At 41.2% G+C, this 25,257-nt stretch carries 25 protein-coding genes and 1 pseudogene; 21 read left to right on the forward strand and 5 right to left on the reverse strand.

Translation table 11 applies throughout. The annotated features are described in order from the left end of the window. Positions 1–292: 292 nt before the first annotated feature. The 3 genes and pseudogenes from D0469_RS00630 to D0469_RS00640 all read left to right on the forward strand — a co-directional run bounded on the left by D0469_RS00630 (position 293) and on the right by D0469_RS00640 (position 4,520). Positions 293–1,888, forward strand: a complete 1,596-nt coding sequence (locus tag D0469_RS00630) for a recombinase family protein (RefSeq protein ID WP_117324721.1) — start codon at positions 293–295, stop codon at positions 1,886–1,888. Next, positions 1,860–2,393 (forward strand): annotated as a pseudogene (sigK, locus tag D0469_RS00635) (RNA polymerase sporulation sigma factor SigK); the annotation flags it as partial. The gene D0469_RS00630 and the pseudogene sigK, both read left to right, overlap by 29 nt. A gap of 330 nt (positions 2,394–2,723) precedes the next feature. Continuing rightward, a complete protein-coding gene (locus D0469_RS00640; protein ID WP_117324722.1) occupies positions 2,724–4,520 on the forward strand; it encodes a M3 family oligoendopeptidase in 1,797 nt (598 codons plus the stop codon). A 95-nt stretch (positions 4,521–4,615) separates the two neighbouring features. Here the strand turns inward: D0469_RS00640 and pssA are convergent, their stop codons facing one another. Then, positions 4,616–5,155, reverse strand: coding sequence for a CDP-diacylglycerol--serine O-phosphatidyltransferase (gene pssA / locus D0469_RS00645; protein WP_117324723.1), 540 nt, complete (start codon positions 5,153–5,155; stop codon positions 4,616–4,618). Between the two features lie 214 nt (positions 5,156–5,369). Between pssA and D0469_RS00650 the strand changes: the two genes are divergently transcribed. Next, entirely contained in the window at positions 5,370–6,203 is an 834-nt protein-coding gene (locus D0469_RS00650) for a phosphatidylserine decarboxylase (RefSeq protein ID WP_117324724.1), read from the forward strand. Positions 6,204–6,268: 65 nt separating this feature from the next. Here the strand turns inward: D0469_RS00650 and D0469_RS00655 are convergent, their stop codons facing one another. Beyond that, positions 6,269–6,409 carry a sporulation histidine kinase inhibitor Sda gene (locus tag D0469_RS00655; protein WP_117324725.1) on the reverse strand — a complete coding sequence of 47 codons (141 nt, stop codon included), beginning with the start codon at positions 6,407–6,409 and terminating at the stop codon, positions 6,269–6,271. Between the two features lie 383 nt (positions 6,410–6,792). On the opposite strand from D0469_RS00655, the gene D0469_RS00660 reads away from it, so the two are divergent. The 8 genes from D0469_RS00660 to D0469_RS00695 are packed head-to-tail and all read left to right on the forward strand — an operon-like array spanning position 6,793 to position 11,803. Then, the gene (locus D0469_RS00660; RefSeq protein WP_117324726.1) at positions 6,793–7,314 is read left to right on the forward strand and encodes a YqeG family HAD IIIA-type phosphatase; all 522 of its coding nucleotides are present in this window, start codon (positions 6,793–6,795) and stop codon (positions 7,312–7,314) included. Next, a complete protein-coding gene (yqeH, locus tag D0469_RS00665) occupies positions 7,311–8,420 on the forward strand; it encodes a ribosome biogenesis GTPase YqeH (protein WP_117324727.1) in 1,110 nt (369 codons plus the stop codon). Before D0469_RS00660 ends, yqeH begins: the two co-directional genes overlap by 4 nt. Positions 8,421–8,434: 14 nt before the next feature. Further along, positions 8,435–9,271: a shikimate dehydrogenase gene (gene aroE, locus D0469_RS00670; RefSeq protein WP_117324728.1), complete on the forward strand. Its 837-nt coding sequence runs from the start codon at positions 8,435–8,437 to the stop codon at positions 9,269–9,271. Further along, positions 9,271–9,561 (forward strand): ribosome assembly RNA-binding protein YhbY, encoded by a 291-nt coding sequence (yhbY, locus tag D0469_RS00675; RefSeq protein ID WP_117324729.1) that lies wholly within the window; start codon positions 9,271–9,273, stop codon positions 9,559–9,561. The genes aroE and yhbY overlap by 1 nt, the downstream gene beginning before the upstream one ends. An 11-nt stretch (positions 9,562–9,572) precedes the next feature. Further along, positions 9,573–10,142, forward strand: a complete 570-nt coding sequence (locus D0469_RS00680) for a nicotinate-nucleotide adenylyltransferase (RefSeq protein ID WP_117324730.1) — start codon at positions 9,573–9,575, stop codon at positions 10,140–10,142. After that, complete coding sequence (yqeK, locus tag D0469_RS00685) at positions 10,132–10,707, forward strand: bis(5'-nucleosyl)-tetraphosphatase (symmetrical) YqeK (protein ID WP_117324731.1); 576 nt, start codon at positions 10,132–10,134, stop codon at positions 10,705–10,707. Before D0469_RS00680 ends, yqeK begins: the two co-directional genes overlap by 11 nt. Then, positions 10,704–11,057 carry a ribosome silencing factor gene (rsfS, locus tag D0469_RS00690; protein ID WP_117324732.1) on the forward strand — a complete coding sequence of 118 codons (354 nt, stop codon included), beginning with the start codon at positions 10,704–10,706 and terminating at the stop codon, positions 11,055–11,057. The genes yqeK and rsfS overlap by 4 nt, the downstream gene beginning before the upstream one ends. Next, positions 11,057–11,803 carry a class I SAM-dependent DNA methyltransferase gene (locus D0469_RS00695; protein WP_117324733.1) on the forward strand — a complete coding sequence of 249 codons (747 nt, stop codon included), beginning with the start codon at positions 11,057–11,059 and terminating at the stop codon, positions 11,801–11,803. The genes rsfS and D0469_RS00695 overlap by 1 nt, the downstream gene beginning before the upstream one ends. 119 nt (positions 11,804–11,922) lie before the next feature. Here the strand turns inward: D0469_RS00695 and comER are convergent, their stop codons facing one another. After that, on the reverse strand, positions 11,923–12,753 hold the full coding sequence (gene comER / locus D0469_RS00700; protein WP_117324734.1) for a late competence protein ComER: 831 nt from the start codon (positions 12,751–12,753) through the stop codon (positions 11,923–11,925). A 133-nt stretch (positions 12,754–12,886) separates the two neighbouring features. Here comER and D0469_RS00705 point away from each other — a divergent pair, with 133 nt between their 5' ends. From D0469_RS00705 to D0469_RS00715, 3 genes are all read left to right on the forward strand, one after another. Continuing rightward, positions 12,887–13,528: a helix-hairpin-helix domain-containing protein gene (locus D0469_RS00705; protein WP_117324735.1), complete on the forward strand. Its 642-nt coding sequence runs from the start codon at positions 12,887–12,889 to the stop codon at positions 13,526–13,528. An 84-nt stretch (positions 13,529–13,612) separates the two neighbouring features. After that, positions 13,613–14,188: a ComE operon protein 2 gene (locus D0469_RS00710; protein ID WP_117324736.1), complete on the forward strand. Its 576-nt coding sequence runs from the start codon at positions 13,613–13,615 to the stop codon at positions 14,186–14,188. Continuing rightward, on the forward strand, positions 14,185–16,491 hold the full coding sequence (locus D0469_RS00715) for a DNA internalization-related competence protein ComEC/Rec2 (RefSeq protein WP_117324737.1): 2,307 nt from the start codon (positions 14,185–14,187) through the stop codon (positions 16,489–16,491). The genes D0469_RS00710 and D0469_RS00715 overlap by 4 nt, the downstream gene beginning before the upstream one ends. Positions 16,492–16,727: 236 nt before the next feature. Here the strand turns inward: D0469_RS00715 and D0469_RS00720 are convergent, their stop codons facing one another. Continuing rightward, the gene (locus tag D0469_RS00720; protein WP_117324738.1) at positions 16,728–16,862 is read right to left on the reverse strand and encodes a YqzM family protein; all 135 of its coding nucleotides are present in this window, start codon (positions 16,860–16,862) and stop codon (positions 16,728–16,730) included. A gap of 479 nt (positions 16,863–17,341) precedes the next feature. On the opposite strand from D0469_RS00720, the gene holA reads away from it, so the two are divergent. Beyond that, positions 17,342–18,364 (forward strand): DNA polymerase III subunit delta, encoded by a 1,023-nt coding sequence (gene holA / locus D0469_RS00725; protein ID WP_117324739.1) that lies wholly within the window; start codon positions 17,342–17,344, stop codon positions 18,362–18,364. A 240-nt stretch (positions 18,365–18,604) separates the two neighbouring features. Here holA and rpsT read toward each other — a convergent pair whose 3' ends face one another. Then, positions 18,605–18,871: a 30S ribosomal protein S20 gene (gene rpsT, locus D0469_RS00730; RefSeq protein WP_117324740.1), complete on the reverse strand. Its 267-nt coding sequence runs from the start codon at positions 18,869–18,871 to the stop codon at positions 18,605–18,607. 394 nt (positions 18,872–19,265) lie between these two features. Between rpsT and gpr the strand changes: the two genes are divergently transcribed. The 5 genes from gpr (at position 19,266) to hemW (ending at position 25,216) form a co-directional block, all read left to right on the forward strand. Next, positions 19,266–20,384 (forward strand): GPR endopeptidase, encoded by a 1,119-nt coding sequence (gene gpr, locus D0469_RS00735; protein WP_117324741.1) that lies wholly within the window; start codon positions 19,266–19,268, stop codon positions 20,382–20,384. Between the two features lie 75 nt (positions 20,385–20,459). Continuing rightward, positions 20,460–21,665: a stage II sporulation protein P gene (gene spoIIP / locus D0469_RS00740; RefSeq protein ID WP_117324742.1), complete on the forward strand. Its 1,206-nt coding sequence runs from the start codon at positions 20,460–20,462 to the stop codon at positions 21,663–21,665. 19 nt (positions 21,666–21,684) lie between these two features. Next, positions 21,685–22,014, forward strand: a complete 330-nt coding sequence (locus D0469_RS00745; RefSeq protein ID WP_117324743.1) for a YqxA family protein — start codon at positions 21,685–21,687, stop codon at positions 22,012–22,014. Positions 22,015–22,168: 154 nt separating this feature from the next. After that, on the forward strand, positions 22,169–24,004 hold the full coding sequence (gene lepA / locus D0469_RS00750) for a translation elongation factor 4 (protein WP_117324744.1): 1,836 nt from the start codon (positions 22,169–22,171) through the stop codon (positions 24,002–24,004). A gap of 72 nt (positions 24,005–24,076) precedes the next feature. Then, positions 24,077–25,216 (forward strand): radical SAM family heme chaperone HemW, encoded by a 1,140-nt coding sequence (hemW, locus tag D0469_RS00755; RefSeq protein WP_117324745.1) that lies wholly within the window; start codon positions 24,077–24,079, stop codon positions 25,214–25,216. The last annotated feature ends 41 nt before the right edge of the window (positions 25,217–25,257 follow it).

Consider the following 25,257-nt stretch of genomic DNA (forward strand, 5'->3'; position numbering starts at 1 on the left):
TATTAATATGTCCGTCACGTACATTACCCTTGGAGGAACTTCTACAGACAGAAGTATCACTCGTTAAATGATAAAGCCACACATCTAGGGGGGTTTTCTTTCTTTTGATATAAAGAAAGTAGAAATTGTTATTGGGAAATTCAACTTACCGAATCCTTTTACCTCGATTCATAAAACCTAAAGGCTTCAATGCAATAGTTTTAATAGCAGGTGAATTTATAACCCTCATGCATCTGTCAATTTCCTCATACTCTTATTATACGAACCTAATAAGAAAAAAGGGGTACATCACATGATTGGGATATACTGCCGTGTAAGTACACAAACACAGGCTGAAGAAGGTTACAGTTTAGAGACGCAAGAAGAACTATGTAAAAAACGTGCAATTCAGCTTGGTTATACAATTTCAGATATTAAGGTTTACAGGGAAGAAGGAAGAAGTGGGGAAGATATTGACCGCCCCAAAATGAATGAACTGCGGGAAGATATTTCAAACGGCTTAATCACTAAGGTGATTATTACGGATCCAGACCGCTTAACTAGGGACTTAACAGATAAACTAATCGTTTGTAAGGAATGGGACCGCTATGGGGCAGAAATTATTTTCATCGATACAGAATATCAAAACACTCCTGAGGGCCAGATGTTTTTTAATATGCGTTCGGTATTTGCTCAATATGAACTTTCTCAAATCAGAAAACGTACAATTAGAGGAAGGCTTCGCGCGGTTGAAAAAGATAACAAGATTATGCCGATGCGTGTTCCACCATACGGATACGATTACGAGAAAGGTTCCCTTATGATAAATGAGCATGAAGCTCAGTTTGTAAAAAAAATCTACAATTGGTATTTATCAGGTTCATCACTTCGGGAAATTGGAGAAAGACTGTTTAAAGAAGGTGCAGTTCCAAAACGGGCTGAAAGCAAAAATTTTGGTGCAACTTCAATTCGAAGGATCCTTACTTCGGAGATATATATAGGAAGATATGTATATAACAAACGAGCGACTAAAAAGGTTTGGGGCGAGAAAACGGAATCAGGTAAACAGAAAAAGACCTATCACATTCGTGATGAATCAGAATGGCTGACAGTGATAGTACCTTCAATTATTGATGAGGAAACATACAATCTTGCCCAAATTCAGAAAGAAAAGAATAGAAAAAAACGGGGAAATGTGAAAGTGAATTATTTGTTTAAGGGCTTAATTCGCTGCAATCATTGTGGTCGAATCTGGGAATGTACAACATTCAACGGAAGACTGGATAAGACAACTGGCATAAAGAAACAGTATGCCGTTTACAGATGTCCCAACGTTAATCCTAAAAGATACGGGGATGGAATTGAAAAATGCAACTCTTTAAGCATTCGTGTTGAATTATTAGATGAGTATATCATGAAGTTGATAAAGGATACAATGACTGATAGAAAGATATTCGGACGGGTGATTCTTAACCATTTAAACATTCAAGATGAGACTTTTGATGCTCAGATTGAAGAACTGGAAAAACAGTGTAAACGTAAAGAAGATGAACGTGAGCGTGTAAAACGAATGTATGTAGTTGCCCAAGTTATCACTGAACAAGAGATGCTTAACGATATGAAACTCATCAACGAACAGATTACAACAATTAATGACGAAATCAACTTATTACATAAAAAGAAAATGAATCGGGACAGCAGGAACCTGTCGGATGAGACTGTAGATTTACTCATAGCAAATATTGAGAAGATGTTGGTTGGCGATGAAATGTCCTTTGATATTAAACGCGAATTGATTGAGCTTTTGGTTGAGGAGATCACCATCGATGCTAAATGTGAGCAGGTTGGAATCAGTGTAAAAGGGCTGCTCGATCACATTGCTTCATGGTCACATCGTCAAAAAATTTGAAAATACCGGAGAAGACACAGAAGATCTGATTTCAATCGGGACAATTGGACTCATTAAAGCAATCGAAAGCTATTCAGAGGGAAAAGGAACAAAGCTTGCAACTTATGCGGCACGCTGCATTGAAAATGAAGTTCTCATGCATTTGCGTGCGACTAAAAAAACAAAGAAGGACGTATCTCTCCATGATCCGATTGGCCAGGATAAAGAGGGGAATGAAATAAGCTTAATTGATGTGCTTAAATCAGAATCTGAAGATGTTATTGATACGATTCAGCTGAACATGGAAATAGAAAAAGTTAAGCAGTATATCGATGTACTCGATGATAGGGAAAAGGAAGTCATTGTCGGCAGGTTTGGATTGGATTTAAAAAAGGAAAAGACCCAGCGTGAAATAGCCAAGGAGCTAGGAATATCACGGAGCTATGTATCCCGGATAGAAAAAAGAGCACTGATGAAAATGTTTCATGAGTTTTATCGAGCGGAAAAGGAAAAGAAACGCGGATAGTTTTTCGGTTTCAGAACTTGAGTTGAATTTATAGCGGCAAGAAGGCGGTTCTTACAAAAGAATCGCCTCTTTTACGTTTTTTTAGAGAATCACCTGGCCTTCAAAAGACACATCCAATCATTCCCGGGATGTCGCCGCTTCAGCTGAGGAACAGCTCGCTTCAATGGAGCAAATCACTGCTTCAGCAGAAGCGTTAACAAAAATGTCCTTACACATGCAGGAGCTTACTGGAAAATTCAAAGTGAACTGAAGAGTCCGTTTTTTCATGAAAATAGAAAAGTGTGGGAAAAACAAATATAATAAAAGGAGATTCGGTAAGGGGGAAACCAAATGGCATATTCATTAACATGGGACTTGGATGTTTTCTTTGAGGGCGGAGGCTCATCTGTAACATTCCTTGAATATATTAAAAAACTTGAACAGGATATTTACCACTTCGATAAGTATGTGTCAGATTGGAAGGTTAAATCTGATGAGAAGGACAGACACCTGCTAGGCAATATTATAGAGCTCTTTGCCCAAACAGGGAGAAAAATGCGCCAGGCAGGGGCTTTCGTAAGCTGTCTGGAAGCTCAAAATACAAAGGATTCGAAAGCCCATGAACTGCGTTCCCAAGTGACAAAACTCAGTGCTGCGTTCCAGACAGCGCTTACTAAGCTGGACCAAAAGCTGGTTATGATGGAGGAAGAGTTTTTTCAGGATGCCATAAAAGTTGACCCTATCCGCGAACTGAAATTCATTTTGAACGAGAGACGTGACAGAGCAGCGGAAAGGCTCTCCGTTGAAGAGGAATCATTGATTAACCAGCTGGCGATCGACGGATACCATGGCTGGAGCCAATTGTATGATACGATCGTAAGCAGTATACATATACCGTTTGAGGGCAGCCGCCTGTCGGTAGGCCAGGCCGCTAACAAATTTGCAGATCCGGATCGGGAGACCAGGAAGACCGTTTTTGAGGAATGGGAAAAGGCATGGGGAGAAAAGAGCGAATTGCTGGCTAATACGTTAAACCATTTGGCAGGATTCCGTTTAAGTGTATATAGTAAAAGAGGCTGGAGCGATGTGCTTAAAGAGCCCCTTGAGATCAACCGCATGAAAAAACAAACACTCGATAGTATGTGGGGAGTGATTGCGGAAACAAAGGAGCCGCTTGTCAGGTTTCTTAATCGAAAGGCAGAGCTGCTAGGAGTGGACCAATTAAGCTGGTATGACCTGGATGCTCCTATTGTTGAATCGGGCTCTTCCAACAAGATGCCTTACCAGCAGGGTGCAGAATTTATTGTCAAGCAGTTTTCCAGGTTCGGAGCCGAATTATCACAATTTGCTGAAAAGGCGTTTGAGGATAAATGGATAGAAGCGGAAGATCGGCCAAATAAGCGGCCGGGGGGATTCTGTACATCGTTTCCGGAAAGTGGCCAGTCCCGAATATTTATGACATACTCCGGAACACCTTCTAATGTTTCCACTCTTGCACATGAACTTGGCCATGCCTTTCATTCGTTCGTTTTAAAGGACACTCATCAGCTTAACAGGGGTTATGCGATGAATGTGGCAGAAACAGCATCAACCTTTGCGGAAATGATCGTTGCTGATGCGGCAGTCAAAGAAGCAGGAACTGAGAAGGGAAAACTTGCTCTGCTTGAGGATAAAATTCAGAGGACCGTTGCATTGTTAATGAACATTCATGCGCGTTTCCTTTTCGAAACACGTTTTTACGAAGAACGGAAACACGGAATGGTCAGCGCTGCCCGTTTAAATGAGCTTATGGTTAAGGCGCAGCAGGAGGCCTATGGGGACGCACTAGCTGAATACCATCCGCATTTCTGGGCGTCTAAACTTCATTTTTATATTACTGGTGTACCGTTTTATAATTTTCCGTATACCTTTGGCTTTTTATTTTCACTTGGCATCTATGCCCGGGCGCTGGAAGAAGGCGAAGGCTTTGAAAAACAATACATGGCCCTGCTTCAGGATACCGGTTCAATGACCGTTGAAGATCTTGCCAGGAAGCATTTAAATGTGGATTTATCAGCGAGAGGATTCTGGGAGAAAGCTATTGGAGCATGTATAAACGACATTGAAGAGTTTTTACAACTAACTGAGTCACATTCTAGAAAAGCATAAAAGAGTTAAATATTTAAGCAATTGAATGTAAGTTTGAAACTAAAAAACGAAAAGCTAGAAGCCCGGCTTCTAGCTTTTCGTTTTTGGGCCGAGGTTTAAACTTTTTTCAATTTAAAAGGACTAATCATTAAAAGTGAAAGCACAATCATCATGAAAAGAAAAAATACGGACGATATATGAGGAATCGCCAGAAAGCTTAACGTTGCAAGGCAGCCAGCGGCCGTAATTGGAAGTCCCGTAAAGTATCCGTTGCTTTCGGTGATATTGAATTTAGCCAGGCGAAATGCTCCGCAGCCAATATAAAACACGGTAAAAAAGGTTCCAGGTGCACCGAATTCAAACAGAATGCCTTGATAGATCAGCAAGGCTGGCGCAACGCCAAATGAAATAATATCACTCATCGAATCAAGCTGTTTTCCAAGATCCGATTCACAATTGAACTTTCTGGCAATCATCCCGTCAAAACGGTCTGCAAGAGCAGCTAGAAAGATAAGGAGCAGGCTTAAATTCAACTGGCCGTTTATACCGGTGATTATAGCAAATCCTCCGAGGGATAAATTAAAAAGGGTTATTACATTTGCTGTCTGGGCTTTAAGTTTCTTAAGGGTATAATCCAGTACGTCAGATAAAAACAATCTTTCCCCCCCTTTAAGGACTGGATATGAAATTTATTAACATTTATTATATAATAATATTTTATCCTATTCATTTTATGCAAGGGGAGAAACGGAATATTTTTTTGCATTGGTGATAAGGTAAAGCCTATTACTTAAGATTACTCCCAGCGCATGCAGCAACTCTTGCAAAGATGATGGTATAAGCGTATATGTATTTTAAGGAGGAAGTTCTTTGCTTCAAACAATTTACCGAATCTTGATTGAACTGACCAATGGAAGAGTCACATCGGAAGCGCTAAAGAGATTTGCACAATCAAGGTGGAGCCGGCCGTTCATTTCTCCTTTCAGCCGGTTCTACAATATAAATATCGGGGAAATAGAAGGAGATCTTCTGCAGTTCGCAACACTTCATGATTTGTTTACCAGACGTCTTAAAGCAGGCATGCGAATTGTCAATGATGAATCTCATACAGTGACCAGCCCGGTTGACGGGGTTTTAGAGGATATTGGAGAAATTACTGAAGAAAAACATATTGTTGTAAAGGGTAAAGAATATTCAATTGAGGAAATGCTCGGTGATCATGAAATTTTACAGAAGTATCTTGGCGGAACATATATGGTGTTATACTTAAGCCCGAGTCATTACCACCGTATTCATGCTCCAGTTACGGGCATAGTCACGAAGCGTTGGGTACTTGGCCAAAAATCTTATCCAGTAAACAAGCTTGGAATGAAGTACGGACGGGCTCCATTGTCAAAAAACTATCGAGTACTGACAGAAATAAATCATGGCAATGGCCATATCGCTGTGGTCAAGGTTGGCGCTATGTTTGTCAATACAATCATTTTGACAGATGAATCGGATGGATTAGAAAAAGGGAAGGAAATCGCCTATTTTAGTTTTGGTTCAACTGTTGTGCTGCTTTACGAAAAGAATACCTTCACAGCAGTAAGCGAACGCCGAATGCCTTCAGAAGTGAGGGTAGGGGAAGTACTGGGGTATTTAAAGCGTGAACAGGAACTTAATGGGAAAAATGGACAGAGTGATGGGGAGAGGTATGAATAATCTGGCTCCCGTGCTCCGTTGATTTTATATAAACAAAAAGCCCTGGATTTCCAGGGCTATATCAATTATGATGATACTTTTATTATATGTGTCAATGATCTTCTGTGGATTTCTGTTTCAATAAGACGGATGAATTCTTTGCTCAATTTCAACTTTTGCGCTTTGTAATAAGATTCAATTAATAGTTCGTCTGAGAGTTTATTCATAGGAGCAGCCCTTAAGGCGATTCACCTCCATTTAATTTATGCCTGTAGGAATGAAAATCCGGTTTACTGCATAAAATGATATGTTACCTTGATGTACCCCTACTTTAACAGAAATAAACTCACAGAACAACCGTTCTGTTATCCACAATTGTTGGTGGATAAGTTGTGGTTAATTTGTTTATAACTTTACACTTTTTATGCCCATCAATGGGTATAGTGTGTATAATGTTATCCACAACAGGGGATACAATCAGATTTTGTCGAAAATTATTTAAAGTTGAGCTAATTTTAAGCTAATTGTTCAACTTTCTTTTGAAAGGTTAAGAAAAATTCGTTATGATTGAAACGGTAAATTTTATGAAAAATATAGAGGTGCAGCCACTGTGTTAAAAAATTTTTTGCCAAGTCAACATGTGAAAAACATTTTTGATATAAAACCGGAAGATTTAAAAAAGCAGGGAATCAAGGGCATAATTACCGACTTGGATAATACCCTCGTTGAATGGGACCGGCCCAGTGCAACACCCGAGCTCATTAAGTGGTTTGACAAAATGCGGGAACATGGCATTTTAGTTACGATCGTATCAAATAATATTGAAAGAAGAGTAAAATCCTTTGCAGATCCTTTACAGATTCCATTTATTTATCAGGCGAGAAAGCCGATGGGAAGGGCGTTCAGAAAAGCCCTCAGGGATATGGGACTAAAAAAAAGCGAGGTTGTGGTCATCGGGGATCAGCTGCTGACTGATGTGATCGGGGGAAACCTGAACGGGTTCCATACGATTCTTGTGGTTCCCGTTGCCCAAACGGATGGCTTCATAACAAAATTTAACCGTAAAATTGAAAGGCGGATTCTCAACTGGTTCAAACGTAAAGGAATGTTAGATTGGGAGGACAAAAAGTGAACGAACAACCAGAAATTATTTGTATTGGCTGTGGAGTGTCAGTTCAGAGTGAACGGCCAAACGAGCTCGGGTATGCCCCTAAATCTTCGCTTGAGAAAGATCAAGTTATTTGCCAACGATGCTTCAGGCTGAAGCATTACAATGAAGTACAGGATGTTTCTTTAACAGATGATGATTTTTTAAAGATATTAAATGAAGTCGGCAGGCAGGATGCGCTGATCGTAAAGATTGTAGATATTTTTGACTTTAATGGCAGCTGGCTGCCCGGGCTCCACCGTTTCGTGGGCGGAAATGATGTATTATTAATAGGAAATAAAGTGGATCTATTGCCGAAATCAGTTAAACATAACAGGCTTGTAAACTGGATGAAAGATTCTTCGAGGGAGCTGGGGCTAAAGCCAATAGATGTATTATTGGTGAGTGCTTCAAAAGGAACATATGTCCGGGAGGCTGCACAATTAATTGATGAATACCGCAATGGCAAAGATGTGTATGTTGTTGGCTGCACGAATGTCGGAAAGTCCACTTTTATTAACAGGCTGATAAAAGAAGTCAGCGGAGAAGGAGATATTATCACCACTTCGCATTTTCCAGGAACGACACTTGATATGATTGAAATCCCTCTTGATGACGATAAAGCATTAATAGACACTCCGGGGATTATTAACCATCATCAAATGGCCCATTTTGTGGATAAGCGGGATTTAAAGGTTATTACCCCTAAAAAGGAAATTAAGCCTAAGATCTATCAGCTGAACGAAGGCCAAACACTATTTTTTGGAGGATTGGCACGGTTTGATTATGTTTCAGGCGGGCGAAAATCGTTTACATGCTATATTTCGAATGAACTGGAAATCCACCGTACCAAGCTGGAAAACGCTGATGATTTATACAAGAATCATGCAGGAGGCATGCTTGCTCCGCCAAGGCCAGAGCAGCTCGAGGAATTCCCTGCTTTACAGCCTCATGAATTTACGATAAGAGAAGGAAAAATGGATGTTGTCTTTTCCGGGCTGGGCTGGGTTACCATAAACGAGCCCGGAGTAAAAGTAGTAGCTCATGTGCCTAAAGGTGTTAATGTGTTATTGAGAAAATCTTTAATTTAATTTGGGTGAGGAAAATGAAAAAGATATACGGAGTTATTGGTGACCCAATCAGGCATTCCATGAGCCCTGATATTCACAATGACGCTTTTGCAAGGAATGGGATAGACGCCTGTTATCTCCATTTCCATGTAAAGGCCAACCAGCTTGAGGAAGCTGTAAAGGGAATGAAGGCAATTGGTGTGGAGGGGTTTAATGTCACGGTGCCGCATAAGACGGCAATATTGCCTTTGCTGGATGAAGTAGACGAGATGGCACTGGCCATGGGGGCAGTAAACACTGTGAAAAAAGTTAATGGGCGATATATAGGGTATAATACAGATGGGGCTGGATTCGTAACAGCATTACATGACAAGATTGGCAGAGAGTTAACATCTCTGAAAACCATTATGATTGGTGCTGGCGGAGCGGCCCGGGGCATTTACTACGCACTCTCCCGGGAGGGGCTAGCCAAAATTGATATTTGTAACCGAACTATCGAGAATGCTGAACACTTAATAGCCGATTGCCCGTACCATAATGTTTCCGAAGCCTTATCCATTAAGGAGGCAGAACTAAGGCTTGGGAAATATGATTTAATAATCCAGACCACATCAATCGGCATGAGTCCTAATGTGGATTCATCGCCTTTGAAGCTCGATCTGCTAAGCGAAGATGCATTTGTGAGTGATATCATCTATAATCCGCTGGAAACCAAAATAATGAAAACAGCAAGGGAGAAGGGTGCTGCGGTCCAAAATGGCGTAGACATGTTTGTCTGCCAGGCAGCACTTGCCTTCCAGATTTGGACAGGCATTTTTCCTGACATCAGCAAAATGAGAGACATTGTATTGGACAAACTAGGAGGAAGCTAATGTTAACTGGTAAACAAAAAAGATTTTTACGATCCAAGGCGCATCATCTTAACCCGATTTTTCAGGTTGGAAAGGGCGGGGTCAATGAGAATATGATAAAGCAGGTTGCTGAGGCTCTTGAAGCGAGGGAATTAATGAAAATCAGTGTACTGCAAAATTGTGAAGACGATCGTGACACAGTTGCCGATGAGCTTTCGAAGGGAGTAAGGGCGGAAGTTGTCCAAATTATCGGAAACACAATTGTATTGTATAAAGAATCACGGGAAAACAAACAAATCCAGCTTCCATAAGGGGTAATAGCATGAAAAAAGCTGCGATACTTGGAGGTACCTTCAATCCTCCCCATATTGGCCATCTATTGATTGGGAATGAAGTCCTTCATTCGTTACAGCTTGATGAAGTGAGGTTTATGCCGAATCATATACCGCCTCACAAAGCACAGCCTTTGGATGTATCTGATGACGATCGGGTAAGGATGCTTGAACTATCGATTGAAGGAAACAGCTGCTTTACAATAGAAAAGGTGGAGCTTGAGCGGGAGGGGCCGTCTTATACGTATGATTCGATAAAGATGCTTCGCAAAATCGAACCTGATACGGAATTTTATTTTATTATCGGGGCCGACATGATTGAATATCTTCCCAAGTGGCACCGGATTGATGAACTTATGGAATTAATTCAATTTGTCGGGGTGAAACGTCCTCAATACATGGAACACACAGATTATCCAATCATCATGGTGGATAGCCCGCAGCTTTTGTTATCTTCTTCGCTGATACGAGAGAGAATTAAGGACGGAGTGACGATACGTTATTTGGTCACAGAAAAAGTAAGAAATTATATTGAGGAGAAAAAGTTGTATGGATCGTGATGAGGCTTTAAAACTAACTAAAGCTCAAATGACTGAGCATCGGTATCAGCACACACTTGGGGTTATGGAAACCGCACTGAGCCTTGCAAACAGGTATGGTGCTGATCGGGCCAAAGCAGAATTGGCAGCCATCTTTCATGATTATGCGAAATTCCGGCCTAAAGATGAGATGAAGGAAATCATCCGAACGGAAGGGATGAGCCTTGATTTATTAGACCATAATCCCGAATTATGGCATGCGCCGGTGGGGGCATTTCTGGTCAGGACAGAAGCGGGAATTAACGATCAGGAAATTCTTGATGCCATCGCCTTCCATACATCCGGGAGGGTTGATATGCCTCTTCTGGATAAGATTGTTTTTCTTGCCGACTATATCGAACCGGGAAGAAATTTCCCTGGGGTGGCCGAAGTAAGGGAAACGGCAAAGAATAGCCTTGATGGAGCTGTTATTATGGCACTTCGCAATACAATTATTTTTCTGATGAAGAAGAACCAGGCAGTATATCCAGAAACTTTTTACGCATACAATGATCTTATTATGAAAACTAAGGAGCAGATGCAATGAATGAACGCGAACTTCTAATCACAGCCGCAAAAGCTGCGGATGATAAAAGAGCAGAAGATATGATTGTCTTAAACATGAAAGGAATCTCCCTAGTGGCTGATTATTTCCTGATTTGCCATGGCAATTCTGATAAACAGGTACAGGCCATTGCAAGAGAAATGAAGAATAAGGCAGAAGAACATGGGTACGATGTAAATAGAATGGAAGGCTTTGACGAAGCTAAATGGGTGCTTGTGGACATGGGAAATGTAGTCGCACATGTATTTCATCGGGATGAAAGAAGCTATTACAACCTTGAACGCTTATGGGGCGATGCTCCCATTGAAAATGTTGAAAGCGAAATCCAGTAATGGCATACGATAGATTCGCTTATGTTTACGATGAATTGATGAAGGAAGCCCCTTATGACAAGTGGCTTTCTTTATTGCTTTCCAGGATGTCTGCCTATCATATTCAGGGAAATGAGGTGCTGGATCTCGCTTGCGGAACCGGTGAATTCACTATAGAACTTGCCCGTCACGGTCTTGCCGTGAAAGGGGTGGATTTATCGGCGGATATGCTTTCAGTTGCGCAGGAAAAGGCGGTGCGGCACGGATATAATATTCCCTTTTTTCAGCAGAATATGGCTGAACTTGAGGGGCTTGGGAAAAATGATTGTGTAACTATTTTTTGCGACTCCCTCAATTATCTTCAGCAGGAAAGCGATGTATTGTCAACCTTCCGCCAGGTTCATGCACACCTTAAAGAAAATGGACTGTTCATGTTTGATGTCCATACAGTTTACAAGATCGAACAGATTTTTAAAGATAATACCTTTACATTGAATGAAGAAAATATTGCTTATATTTGGAATTCCTATGGCGGAACAGAGCCTTTTAGTGTTGAGCATGAGCTGACTTTTTTCGTACAAGATGATGTTTCGGGACAATATGACCGTTTTGATGAAGTGCATTATCAGCGCACCTATCATGTAGAAGTCTATGAAAAATGGCTAAACGAGGCTGGTTTTGAAGTGATGGAGGTAATGTCTGATCTTGAAGAAGTACCAGTGCACAGAACCACAGAAAGAGTTTTATTCGTAGCCCGCAAAATTTAAGCAATGACATATCCTCAACTGAAAAACGCCCTTTATTTTGAAAAATCCGCCTGCAATTATTCATATTGCGGGCGGATTTTTTTAAAAAGTTGGCAGGAAAATAAAAGAAACATATCGAATTATTTTAAGGCACCGAATTGCTTCTCCACCTTCTCAATTTCTTCTGCAAACTTCTTTTGCGTTGCCTGAAATAGCATCTCGAATATTGCTTCTGTTTCTGCTGATTCCATCACATTGATTCCCTCGCCTGTGATGCCACCCTTGACACAAACCTTTTCCTGCAGGGTTGGAAGCGTATAAACACCTTTCTTCAGCAAATCACCCAGCCCTATAAGCATTGATTCTGTTAGCAGTGTTGCAGTTTTCTTGTCAATTGGTGTCACTTTGCAAGCTGCACTAATAAACGACTGTGCAAGAAAACTGAAAAACGCGGGGCCGCAGCTTACGATGTCTGACGCTACCCGGGTAATATTGTTTTCTATCGAGACAGGCGTTGATATCTTGGCAGCGATCTTCTGCAGCTCTTCGTGCCAGCCTTGCACGCAGTTGTTCCCAAAAGTGAGCAGTGTTACCCCTGACAGTACCCGATTTGTAATGCTTGGAATAAACCGGGCACAGGAACAAGGCATTACCGACTCTAGCTGCTCTACAGAAATCGGACTGGTAATGGAAACAATACATTTGCTTGTATTGACGAAAGGCTTTATATCTATAAGCACATTAAAAATGTCCCCAGGTTTAACGCAAATAAAGAGTAAATCCGATTGTTTTGCCGTTTCGGCGGCAGTGTCCGCTACGGTAATTCCGGGATATATCTCTTGAAGCCTGTTTGCCTTTGAGAGGGTCCGGTTAGTAACCGTCAGGCAATCAGGTGAAACTGCTTCAGAAGAAAGAAGCGCTTCTATTAGAATCGTCCCCATATTTCCTGTTCCAATCACACCGATTTTCAACTTTTCCACCCCTTCCAAGGCTTAATCGATTCAAAAAAACATAATTTCTGCAAGTAATACATCTTACCTAGTTAAAAACCTATGATTCTCATCCCTTATTTATGACTTTCAATTCTAAGGAGTGTGTACCTTTATGAATATTGTTTTGAAATATAAAAAGGCCCTTATAGGGGGCGCTGCCCTAGTGTTCTTGTTTGTAGGCTATTTTTTATATCAAGGGAAGGAGAATGAGCCTGAAACAGGAATGGATGATATGGTTTTCCCCATGGCTGCCCCGCAAGCTGAAAAGGAAAAAACCGTTGAATACAAAAAAGAGGAACCGCCTGCAGTTATAAAAGTAGATGTGAAAGGAGCTGTTCATAAACCGGGTGTTTATGCGGCCGACCCAGGGGACAGGGTTATCGATCTGATTATGGAAGCAGGGAGTTTCTCAGACAAGGCGGATAAAGACAAGGTAAACCTCGCTCAGGCAGTTGCCGACCAGATGGTTATATACGTTCCTGAAGCAGGCGATGATTTACCACAGCTCACTGCTGCTGCGGGTTCAACTGCTGAGATCACTGGCGATTCCGGTACCGGAAAGTCGAAGGTGAATTTGAATACCGCAGAACAGGCTGACCTAGAAACCTTGCCTGGCATCGGACCTGCAAAGGCAGCTGAAATTATAGCGTATCGGAACCAAACCGGGTTTAAAACAATAGAAGACCTCCGGAATATCTCGGGTATAGGGGATAAAACCTTTGAAAAACTGAAAGATTTCATAATGGTTCAATAGCTTTCCATAAGTTACTCTACACAAAAGAAGCAATTGCTTGTAAAATACAGTCATACCAAGTCGAATAATGGACAGGAGCCACATATGGAAAGAATAAGCTGGAATCAATATTTTATGGCACAAAGCCATATCCTTGCACTGCGAAGCACATGTACAAGGCTGGCAGTTGGTGCCACGATTGTAAGGGATAAACGGATTATTGCGGGGGGCTATAATGGTTCGATTGCTGGTGATGAGCATTGTATCGATACTGGTTGTTATGTAATCGATAATCATTGCATCCGTACTATACACGCAGAAATGAATGCTATGTTACAGTGCGCGAAATTTGGGGTTCCGACTGAAGGGGCAGAAATCTATGTTACCCATTTTCCATGCCTTCAATGCTGTAAATCTCTGATTCAGGCAGGGATTAAGAAGGTATTTTATGCTAGTGACTATAAAAACCACCCCTATGCTATTGATTTATTTAAAAAAGCAGGTGTTGAAACAGAGAAAGTTGTTTCTGAACCAATTATGGTTGAAGTAAATGGAATCGAAAAGCTTCAGTTTGTCAGAAACCTGATTGATCAATTGAAGAGTAATGATGGAGATAAAGAAAAAATTCAGGATCTTCAGGAAAAGGCTGAAAAGCTTTTTAGCTTGAGTCTTAAAGAATGAAGATTCAGCTCTTGCTCGTAGCCGTTTCGGCAATCCTTGGCGTGACGGCTTTTTCTTTACTAAACTGGAAAATACTCTGCTGCATTACCCTCTATATTTTGTATATGCGCTACCGGTGTAAACCTTGTCATCTCCTTATTCAATTGTTTACAATTCTGCTTTTTTTCCTCGCGGCCGCTTTATCGCATTCTATTCATAAAACCTCACTTTCCGGTAATGAAAATCAATTTCTCGTCAGTTTCACTGAGATACCAGATTTCAATGGCAATATGCTAAGTTCCAAAGTAGATATTTTAAGCGGTGAAAAATTCCAGCTGCGTTATAAAATTTCTTCTGAGCCTGAATTGTTTAAATTAAAGTCGAATATAAAACCCGGAATATCCTGCCATATATCTGGTACGCTTTCCATCCCTGAACGTAACCGAAATGAAAATGAATTTGATTATCGTGCTTTTTTAGCTTCACAACACATCTATTGGATTTTAACACCTGACAACATTGATACATCCAGCTGTATGGAGAGGGGGGATAGTTTATCAACTTCACTCAAACGTTATCGTATGGAGGGAATAGAATACATAGATAGCCATTTTCCCGAGTATTCAAAAGGATTCATTTCTGCTCTCATTTTTGGGGAACGCAACGGCATAAGTGAGGAAGACTTACTTGCCTATCAGAGGCTGGGCCTTGTCCATTTGCTTGCAATATCAGGATTGCATATCGCTGCCCTAACCGGATTTGTTTACTATCTGGGAATCAGATGCGGTGTTACGAAAGAGAATATGAAAATTGCTTTGATAATTATCTTGCCTGTTTATGGGATTCTGGCCGGCGGGAGCCCGTCTGTTTTGAGGTCAGTATATATGGCTATGGGGTATTTTGGATTGTCTTTATTTAGAGTTAAGCTGTCAGCATTAAACTCTATTTGTGCGGTTTTTCTTCTCCTGCTTCTTTTAAATCCTCAGAACCTATTTGATATTGGCTTTCAGCTGTCTTTTTCCATTGTCTTCTGCCTGGCCATGTCGAAGGAACTGCTTCTGCGCAGTAGAAATAGGCTACGGGAAATGATATTGATAAGTCTTGTGTGCCAACTAGGTGCGACTCCGATATTACTTTTCCATTTTTATGAATTATCAATTCTCGGCATTCTTCTGAACATAATATTTGTTCCTCTATATTCCTACCTCCTGCTTCCACTTTCGATAATCTCCTTTTTCATCTCTTTTCAATTTCCTAAGCTCGCTGATATTTTACTATCGATCCTGGACAAAATATTTCTGATTTGCAATGCATTTGCACAGACAGCGGAAAATATTCCTTTTGCTTATTTGACGTTTGGAAAACCATCCTTTGTTTTATTATTATTCCTGTCTTTGGCGCTGTTTTACTCCTTTATAATATGGGATGGTTTCTCGTTTCGGAAGAGTATAAAACCGTTGCTTGCTGCAGGGATACTATTAGTTATTCAATATCACATGAATTCCTTCTCACCATATGGAGAAATCACTTTTATCGATGTAGGACAGGGGGATTCGATCCTTATCAGCCTGCCTTATGGAAGAGGCGATTACCTCATAGATACAGGAGGGCAAATTTCGTTTCAGCAGGAAGACTGGAAGAAGCGGCGGAAGATTTTTGATACTGGAAATGATATTGTTGTGCCGTTATTAAAAAGTAAAGGAATCCGTCAATTGGATAAGCTGATCATAACCCATCCTGATGCAGACCATGCAGCAGGTGCAGCAGGCATCATTAAAGGGCTTAAGGTTAAACAGATTCTGATAGGAGAAGGAAGTGAAAAAGATTTTATGGAAAAAGGGTTCCTGGATGAGGCCGTGAAAAAAAGTATTCCTGTCTTTTCTGTTAAAAGGGGAGATAGCTGGAAAGCGGACAAATTGGCATTTTATGTTCTTAACCCTGATAGACAGTTAAGTAATACAAATGATTCTTCCATTGTAATACTGACAAAAGCAGGTTCGCTTAAATGGCTTTTTATGGGGGATGCCGGGGAGGAAGCGGAAAAAGAACTTATTGAGGTTTTTCCGGGCTTGAAAGCGGATGTTATCAAAGCAGGGCATCATGGCAGTAAAACATCATCCTCGGAAGAGTTTATTAAGACAGTTAACCCGAAAGCAGCGATTATCTCTTCTGGAAAGGATAACCGATATGGCCACCCGCACAAGGAGGTATTAGATAGACTTCATTTAGAAGGTACCGTGATCATGAGGACCGATAAGAAAGGGGCAATAAAGTACAGGTTTACGGAAAAAGGAATGGGAACCTTTTCAACCGTTCTGCCATAGTATGTTAGCATAACAGGGGATGAGGAAGGTCTTTTGTAAATTATACCATTGATGCTGCATGCTGCAGAATTGACGAGTAATCGCTTTCTTTCTTTATCTCTCAACTTACGGTACATGATAGGATATTAAATTAGGGCAAAAAAAACCGCCCCAGAGGGCAGTCTTTTTGGTTGGCAGCCAGTGTGCCGATCTAGTCTTGCGAATACTGCGCTTGTAAGCCTATGTATGGCTCTTGATCAGGACCCAACGAATTGGATGACGGTAGCAATGATAAACATCGTTGCAAAGAAGCCAAAAGAAACAATAAATCCTACTGCTGAGTCAATAGCGTCATTACCTTTGTATTGTACGGATTTTTCAAAATCGTTCACTTCTACCCCTCCTATTTCTTTAATAGTATAAGCGATTACATTAAAAAAATCTATAGTTCGCGTCCATCCAAGAGAATGGAAAGGTAAAGTTTTTTGAACATTTACAGCTGTTCAGCAGCCTAAAGCGTTATGTCCAAAGAAAAGGATGAGGAACTCTTCGACAGCCAAAATGCACGAAACAAAAGGCGTTGACATAAAACATGGTCACTTAGGACTTTACGCTTCCTATTTTCGTTTTCCTATACTGACAAGAGTTGTCACAAATACTTTGGATTTGCCAGAGCAAAATATATGTACAAAGAGGCGGTACCCACAACCGCACTCCCCGCTGCGAAGTAAGTAACCCGGGCCTTGCTTTGACAGCGTTCATATAGATCGGGAATTGGCAAAATACTTGCCAGTTCCCTTTTATAACTTGTCAAATAGTCCAGGCAACTATACCATTAAAGAATGAAATACATAAGATTGAGGCGAATAGAGTGGTATTGGATGTCTGGAAAAGTATACGCAAAAAGCAATTTGCACCGGTATACTTATTATACGGAACGGAAGCTTTTTTAATAAATGAAACAAAGCAGCTCCTGCTCGAGCATGTGCTTAATGAGGAGGAACTTGATTTTAACCTTTCTGCCATTGACCTGGAAGAAACGCCTATAGATATCGCTTTAGAAGAAGTAGAAACCCTCCCCTTTATGGGAGAAAAACGATTGGTTTTTTTGCAAAATGCTTCTTTTCTTACCGCGGAAAAACCTAAACAAAAGATTGACCACAATGTTAAAAAACTCGAGGATTATTTGGCGAATCCCGCACCGTATTCAATAATTGTCATAACTGCTCCATATGAAAAACTGGATGAGCGAAAAAAAATCACAAAGGAATTAAAACGGAAAGCTGTTGTAGTGGAAGCCAAAAAACTGACGGATCAGGAACTAAAGGTATGGGTCAGAGAACGTGCTGCTTCCTCGCTGGTGCAAATCGATGAGGATGCTATTGATTTGATGATTGGCATGGCTGGGACTAACTTAATGCTTCTAACAAATGAGATCGATAAAATTGCGCTGTATGCAGAAGACAGTAAGAGGATAACGGCAGAAATCATCGAAAAGCTGGTGGCCAAATCGTTTGAACAAAATGTATTTACACTGGTTGACAAGGTACTGCAAAGAAATGTTGCAGAGGCGATCAGGATCTATCATGAGCTGCTAAGGCAAAATGAGGAGCCAATAAAAATTCTAGGACTGATGGCAAGCCAGGTTCGGACATTATATCAGGTAAAGGAATTTACGAGACTGGGCTATGGACAGCAAAAAATTGCGGCGGCCTTAAAAATTCACCCATACCGTGTAAAACTGGCTAATGAAAAAGCGGGCAAATTTAATGAACAGGAATTACTGGAATTAATCCATCAGTTTGCTGAAGCTGATTATCGCATGAAAACCGGGCAGGCTGACAAAGTGCTAACCCTGGAACTGCTGCTGTTAAAGTTTAATCGTGCTCAATAATTGAAAACCCCCTGCCAAATCCCGGCAGGGGGTTACTTATTGTATTCTAATAAGAAGTTTCGTGTTTTAAGAAATCATCGCTTGATTGCCTGTATAATCGCTTAAAACATGATTGACCTGTGTTCCGCTAAATTGAAGGTTTTCTGCACATCCACCATGCCGTCCGCAAGATTCCGAGAACTGTCAAGTTAGAAACGCCTTTAAAAACGAAAAAACGACCCTAAAAGGATCGTTGAGTCATTAAGCGTTTAAAGAGTTAAGCTGTTTCGTTAAACGTGATTTTTTACGGGCTGCCGCATTTTTGTGGATTAATCCTTTAGATGCAGCTTTGTCTAACTTTTTAGCAGCTGTTAAAAGAGCTTCTTTTGCAGCAGTTGCGTCGTTGCTAGCTAGTGTAGCTTCAACGTTTTTCACAGCAGTACGCATTGAAGACTTAACAGTTGCGTTGTGAGCGCGGTGCTCGTCGCTTGTTTTAACGCGTTTAATAGCAGATTTAATGTTTGGCATGCCGTTCACCTCCTACCAAGAAATCGAGATTATATAACTCGATTTTCAATTCCAAATGGCAACATAGGATATTTTATCAGACTGTATCAAAGAAAGCAATACTTGAAATGAGAATCAGTAAACTATCAATTTTTATATGCCATTACATGATATTGTATCAAATTCATGAATAAGAAAAAAGAAAAATCACCAGAATGATAATTAAGGATTTCTTGCCTAGTTAATTGGCGAGTCCGATAGAGGCAAGGCTGGCGGTAGTGAGTGCAGCCCGAGGAGGAACAAAACAGGTGTGTTCTCATGTTTTGTTGCATCTAGTCTGTTTTCTGCAATGTGGAATTACAACAGACATTTTTATTTTTCTATCGCAAAAATATAGAATCAACTGGAGGATACTATGAACAAAAAACTGGATTTAAGCAGCTATTCAATCCGAACAGATCTTGCCATTGAAGCAAGCGAAATGGCATTGGCGGAAAAAAGTGTCTCTTCAGGAAAAAACATTTCCCAAATCGAGGGAGTAATTATAAAGGAAAAAGAAGTAGATGATGTTAAGGTCTCACTGGTAGAGGTGACCGGGAAAGGTTCCGAGGCTATCGGAAAAAAACCGGGCAGTTACCTAACCATTGAGGTCCAGGGAATCAGACAGCAAGATACAGAAACACAAAGGAAAACAGAAAAAATATTTGCAAATGAATTGTCCTATTATTTTCAGAAGCTAAAAATATCAAAATCAGCAAGCTGCCTTGTAGTTGGGCTGGGCAACTGGAATGTAACTCCAGATGCATTAGGGCCGGGTGTGGTAGAAAATCTGGTTGTCACCCGTCATTTATTCGAACTTCAGCCTGAGAGCGTCGATGAAGGATATCGTCCTGTTAGTGCCATCGCTCCAGGTGTAATGGGCATAACCGGAATTGAGACTAGCGATACCATTATGGGGATAATTAATCAAACAAAACCGGATTTTGTTATCGCAATTGATGCTCTTGCAGCTAGATCGATAGAACGAGTCAACTCTACGATACAGATTTCAGATACCGGTATCCATCCAGGTTCCGGAGTAGGCAATAAAAGAAAAGAACTGAGTGAAGCGACACTAGGTATTCCTGTAATTGCAATTGGAGTTCCTACAGTTGTAGACGCTGTGTCTATTACGAGCGATACAATCGACTTTATCCTGAAGCATTTCGGAAAAGAAATGAGAGAAGGAAACAGGCCGTCCCGCGCGCTTGCTCCGGCCGGTTTTAATTTTGGCAAAAAGAAAAAGCTGACAGAAGAGGATTTGCCGGAGCAGGAGCACCGCCAGACCTTTCTCGGGATTGTCGGCACGCTGCCTGAAGATGATAAACGGCAGCTGATCCATGAGGTACTTTCTCCGCTAGGCCACAACCTAATGGTGACTCCAAAGGAAGTCGATGTATTTATCGAAGATATGGCCAACTTGATTGCCAATGGATTGAATGCTGCGTTACACGAAGCAATTAATCAGGATAATACCGGCTACTATACCAGATAGATTTGAACTTCACGTTCTACTTTTTCTAGCAAAGTCATAGGAATTAATAGACGAGCTTAGGAAAGGGTGGAAAACTTGAAGAGAAACCGAAATGCTGGAATCGTTGCTGTGGTCCGTGGCTCTACTATCATAAAAGGAATGCTGTCAATATTTGTACTCCTTCTCTTTATCTTTTCTGTGAGTGGCATTATGACCTCTTTGAAGCCGGAATACAGGATTGCTTCCCAGTCAGTTAATACGGTGGCAAACCAGTTTTCAGGCAAGGTTTTATTTTCATTGCTGGCGAATGAAAATCACCATTTTTTCCAGGCGCTGCCGGAGGGGAAAAATACACCTGATATTTCTGGGCAAATGCTGAAGCTTTCAGCAAATATTTCGCTTGATGATCCGCGGAGTCTGCTTGGCAGGGAGCTTCCTGGGTTTTCCATTTTTGATAGTCAAATTCTTGTCGCTGGGGAAGGGACAAACTATACAAATATGCCGTACGAGTCTGCACCTCCTGTAGATGTGCTGAAAGCTGAGAGGGAGGCGGCCCTGCAAAATCTTGAACAAATTGAAGAGCCTCAAAAGCCCGAACAGCCGGCGCCTGCACCAGCCAATTCAACGAATGGAAGAAAGGTTGTCCATATTTACCATACGCACAATAGAGAGTCCTTTTTGCCTTATTTGAAGGGAGTAAATGATCCGAACCGTGCATCCCATTCAAAAGTTAATATTACCCGGCTTGGTGATAAGCTCGCAGCGGCTCTTCACGAAAGGGGTATCGGTGCTTCTGTTGACAAAACAGACATTCAGGGGAACTTAATCAAAAAGGGATTAAAGTACCCAAAATCCTATCAAGAATCGCGGGGACTTGTGCAGGCAGCAATGGCTTCCAATAAGGACCTCGAATACTTTATCGACATCCATCGTGATTCCCACCGCAAGGATAAAACAACCATGAAAATAAATGGGAAAACCTATGCGAAAATAGCCTTTGTCATTGGCGGCAAAAATGCGCAGTTTCAGAAGAATTTTGCCCTTGCAAAGAAGCTTCATACTGCTATTGAAAAGAAATATCCCGGACTTTCGAGAGGTATCATTAAACATAATAGTGCAACAAATAATAGCGTGTATAACCAGGATTTATCCGAAAAAGCAATGCTCGTAGAAGTTGGCGGCGTAGATAATACGTTTGAAGAAATGAATGTAACTTTGGATGCCTTTGCTGAAGTGTTCAGTGAATATTATTGGGATGCTGAGGCAGTGTCAGCCCCGGCAGCGGGAAAAGAGGCTAAGTAAGGAAGGAGAGTACCCAATCATGATTCGTTTCTATTTAAAGTGCTTTTTATTATTGGGTGTGCTGTTTTTCGTTGTAATTTTCGGAATGCAGCATGCAAATCAGGGGATGAAAAAAATGAAAGGGTATGATGATCCTTCTTTATACGGCGCCTTCACTGTGGAGGAATACGGCAAAGGTGGGGTGGAGGCCTCTATTCTCGGCCAGAAGGTGACTTCACACGATATTGAAGAAAAGAAGAAAACACTTGAAGAAATGAAAGCTTACAATTTTTTATCTCATTTAGGAAAAAAACTATCAGGCACCATTTCCGGTGGAATTAAAAAAATGCTGGATATGATAGAGGCCTGAAAGATAAAAATATTTGTTATGCCAGCCTTTGCCTCTTATGGGAGCAAAGGTTTTTGTTTTGGCAGGGGTTGAAACCGGGATTTTAATTGAATCTTGCATTCTGTACTGATATAATCAAAAATAGTGTATTTGTGGACTAGTAGGAGTGAACGTTATGAATAGAGAAGAGAAACTGAATAGGCAGTCAAGAATTCGTAACTTTTCCATTATCGCTCATATAGACCATGGAAAATCTACGCTGGCGGATCGTATCCTTGAAAAAACGAACGCCCTGGCCCAACGTGAAATGAAGAGCCAGCTGCTGGATTCCATGGATTTGGAGCGTGAACGGGGTATTACGATTAAGTTAAATGCTGTTCAATTGAAATATAACGCAAAAGATGGAGAAGAGTATATTTTCCATCTGATTGATACACCGGGACATGTCGATTTCACGTATGAAGTCTCCCGAAGCCTTGCTGCATGTGAAGGTGCAGTCCTAGTAGTCGATGCGGCACAGGGGATTGAGGCCCAAACGTTAGCAAACGTCTATCTTGCGCTTGATAATAACCTTGAAATCATTCCGGTAATCAACAAGATTGATTTGCCAAGCGCGGATCCGGAGAGAGTCAGAAACGAAATTGAAGAAGTGATCGGACTTGATGCATCGGAAGCTGTACTGGCATCTGCGAAAGCGGGAATCGGAATCGAAGAGATCCTTGAACAGGTGGTCGAATTGGTCCCTCCACCTGAGGGCGACCCTGATGCTCCACTAAAGGCGCTTATTTTTGACTCGCTTTATGATGCATACCGTGGTGTGGTTGCATATATCCGTGTAGTTGAAGGTTCAGTCAAGCCTGGAGATAAGATAAGGATGATGGCCACCGGTAAGGAATTCGAAGTAATCGAAGTCGGTGTTTTTAACCCTAAAACGGTACTGTGCGATGAATTGACCGTCGGAGATGTAGGTTTCCTTACAGCCGCAATAAAAAATGTAGGCGATACACGTGTTGGTGATACAATAACAAACGCAAAAAGTGGAGCGGCAGAAGCACTCCCGGGTTACCGTAAGCTTAACCCGATGGTTTATTGCGGTTTATACCCAATCGATGCATCTAAGTTTAACGATCTTCGGGATGCACTTGAAAAGCTGGAGCTAAATGATTCTGCGCTTCAGTTCGAACCTGAAACTTCCCAGGCCCTTGGATTTGGATTCCGCTGCGGATTCCTTGGCTTGCTACATATGGAAATTATTCAGGAACGGATTGAACGTGAATTTAAAATCGACCTCATCACTACGGCTCCAAGTGTTATTTACGATGTGATCTTAACAGATGGCTCTTCCATAAAGGTGGACAACCCGTCAAACATGCCTGACCCGCAAAAGATTGACAGAATTGAAGAGCCATATGTAAAAGCTACAATGATGGCTCCAAACGAGTTCGTTGGGGCGATTATGGAGCTTTGCCAGGATAAACGAGGTATCTTTATTGATATGCAGTATATGGACGAAACGCGGGTAAGTATTGTTTATGAAATTCCGCTGTCCGAAATCGTATATGATTTCTTTGACCAATTAAAATCCAATACAAAGGGCTATGCCTCTTTCGATTACGAGCTGATTGGCTATAAGGAATCCAAGCTTGTTAAGATGGATATCCTCCTTAACGCTGAAACGGTTGATGCTCTAAGTTTCATCGTCCACCGTGATTTCGCTTATGAACGTGGAAAGGTAATCGTAGAAAAACTGAAGAAATTAATCCCGCGCCAGCAGTTTGAGGTGCCAATCCAGGCAGCAATCGGCCAGAAAATCATTGCCCGTTCCACGATCAGTGCTATGCGTAAAAACGTTCTTGCAAAATGTTACGGCGGCGACATCTCCCGTAAACGAAAGCTTCTTGAGAAACAAAAAGAAGGCAAAAAGCGCATGAAGCAGGTCGGCTCCGTTGAAGTTCCACAGGAAGCATTCATGGCTGTACTAAAAATGGATGACACTACTCCTAAAAAATAACTTTTCAAAGAGGTTAGAAGGATTCAAATCCCAATCTAGCCTCTTTTTCTATACGTTAAAGGACGTGATTGTATGATTAAAAGCGCCTATATTCATATTCCCTTTTGTGAACATATTTGCCACTATTGTGATTTTAATAAGGTATACCTTCAAGGGCAGCCAGTGGATGAGTATCTGTCCATGTTAAAAAAGGAATTTCAAATGTCTGTAATGGAATATCCCGTTGAAAGCCTTACTACTATTTTTGTCGGTGGCGGGACACCCACTTCGCTGAATGAAAAGCAGCTTTCTTTTTTGGTTAGTTCCATCCGGGAAGAATTGCCATATGACCGTAATTCTGTAGAGTTTACTTTTGAAGCAAACCCGGGAGACCTTTCAGAGGGGAAATTGGCCATTCTCCATGAAGCTGGGGTAAATCGGCTTAGCTTTGGCGTTCAGAGCTTTAATGAGGAATTATTGAGGAAAATTGGCCGGACACACAAGATAGCAGATGTTTATGATTCTATTGAAAAGGCAAACAAGGTAGGGTTCGATAACATCAGCATTGACTTAATTTACGGGCTGCCGGGCCAGACAATGGAGGATTTTGAGGATACTCTGAAGAAAGCGCTGGAATTGAAAATGGAGCATTATTCCAGTTATTCTTTAATCGTTGAGCCAAAAACGGTTTTTTATAACCTGATGCAAAAAGGACGGCTTTCGCTGCCACCTCAGGAGATCGAAGCACGGATGTATGAGTGTGTGATGGAAGAGATGGCAAAGCATGGCTATATTCAATATGAAATCAGCAATTATGCAAAGCAAGGCTATGAAAGTAAGCATAATTTGACGTATTGGAACAACGAAGAATACTTCGGATTTGGGGCGGGTGCTCATGGATATGTAGAAGGAAAGCGAACAGCCAATTACGGTCCGCTGAAAAAATACATCACTCCTCTTCAGGAGGGTCGCTTGCCATTAATAGAAACACATGAAGTATCAAAGCAAGAAAAAATGGAAGAGGAAATGTTCTTAGGCTTAAGAAAAATGGAAGGCGTGAATGCACAAAGCTTTGAAGAAAAATTCGGAACTCCGATTTCCGACATTTTTGGACAACAGCTAACGGAACTTAAGGAAAAGGGACTGCTTGAAGAGTCGGCAGGAACATATCGGCTTACCTATAGCGGCAAACTGCTCGGGAATGAAGTCTTCCAATCATTTATTGCTGTTTAAAACACTCTGCCTTTTGGAATTAAACCTTTGACATCATTGGC

The sequence above is a fragment of the Peribacillus saganii genome, assembly GCF_003429095.1.
GTDB lineage: Bacteria > Bacillota > Bacilli > Bacillales > DSM-1321 > Peribacillus > Peribacillus saganii.

What these genes read in the sequence shown, in the direction of transcription:
- lepA (WP_117324744.1), top strand. Translation starts at nt 22,169, where the DNA reads ATGAATAGAGAAGAGAAACTGAATAGGCAGTCAAGAATTCGTAACTTT.
- D0469_RS00630 (WP_117324721.1), top strand. Translation starts at nt 293, where the DNA reads ATGATTGGGATATACTGCCGTGTAAGTACACAAACACAGGCTGAAGAA.
- rpsT (WP_117324740.1), bottom strand. Translation starts at nt 18,871, where the DNA reads ATGCCAAACATTAAATCTGCTATTAAACGCGTTAAAACAAGCGACGAG.
- D0469_RS00680 (WP_117324730.1), top strand. Translation starts at nt 9,573, where the DNA reads ATGAAAAAAGCTGCGATACTTGGAGGTACCTTCAATCCTCCCCATATT.
- hemW (WP_117324745.1), top strand. Translation starts at nt 24,077, where the DNA reads ATGATTAAAAGCGCCTATATTCATATTCCCTTTTGTGAACATATTTGC.
- D0469_RS00640 (WP_117324722.1), top strand. Translation starts at nt 2,724, where the DNA reads ATGGCATATTCATTAACATGGGACTTGGATGTTTTCTTTGAGGGCGGA.
- yqeK (WP_117324731.1), top strand. Translation starts at nt 10,132, where the DNA reads ATGGATCGTGATGAGGCTTTAAAACTAACTAAAGCTCAAATGACTGAG.
- D0469_RS00695 (WP_117324733.1), top strand. Translation starts at nt 11,057, where the DNA reads ATGGCATACGATAGATTCGCTTATGTTTACGATGAATTGATGAAGGAA.
- rsfS (WP_117324732.1), top strand. Translation starts at nt 10,704, where the DNA reads ATGAATGAACGCGAACTTCTAATCACAGCCGCAAAAGCTGCGGATGAT.
- D0469_RS00705 (WP_117324735.1), top strand. Translation starts at nt 12,887, where the DNA reads ATGAATATTGTTTTGAAATATAAAAAGGCCCTTATAGGGGGCGCTGCC.
- D0469_RS00710 (WP_117324736.1), top strand. Translation starts at nt 13,613, where the DNA reads ATGGAAAGAATAAGCTGGAATCAATATTTTATGGCACAAAGCCATATC.
- D0469_RS00745 (WP_117324743.1), top strand. Translation starts at nt 21,685, where the DNA reads ATGATTCGTTTCTATTTAAAGTGCTTTTTATTATTGGGTGTGCTGTTT.
- D0469_RS00655 (WP_117324725.1), bottom strand. Translation starts at nt 6,409, where the DNA reads ATGAATAAACTCTCAGACGAACTATTAATTGAATCTTATTACAAAGCG.
- aroE (WP_117324728.1), top strand. Translation starts at nt 8,435, where the DNA reads ATGAAAAAGATATACGGAGTTATTGGTGACCCAATCAGGCATTCCATG.
- yhbY (WP_117324729.1), top strand. Translation starts at nt 9,271, where the DNA reads ATGTTAACTGGTAAACAAAAAAGATTTTTACGATCCAAGGCGCATCAT.
- D0469_RS00715 (WP_117324737.1), top strand. Translation starts at nt 14,185, where the DNA reads ATGAAGATTCAGCTCTTGCTCGTAGCCGTTTCGGCAATCCTTGGCGTG.
- gpr (WP_117324741.1), top strand. Translation starts at nt 19,266, where the DNA reads ATGAACAAAAAACTGGATTTAAGCAGCTATTCAATCCGAACAGATCTT.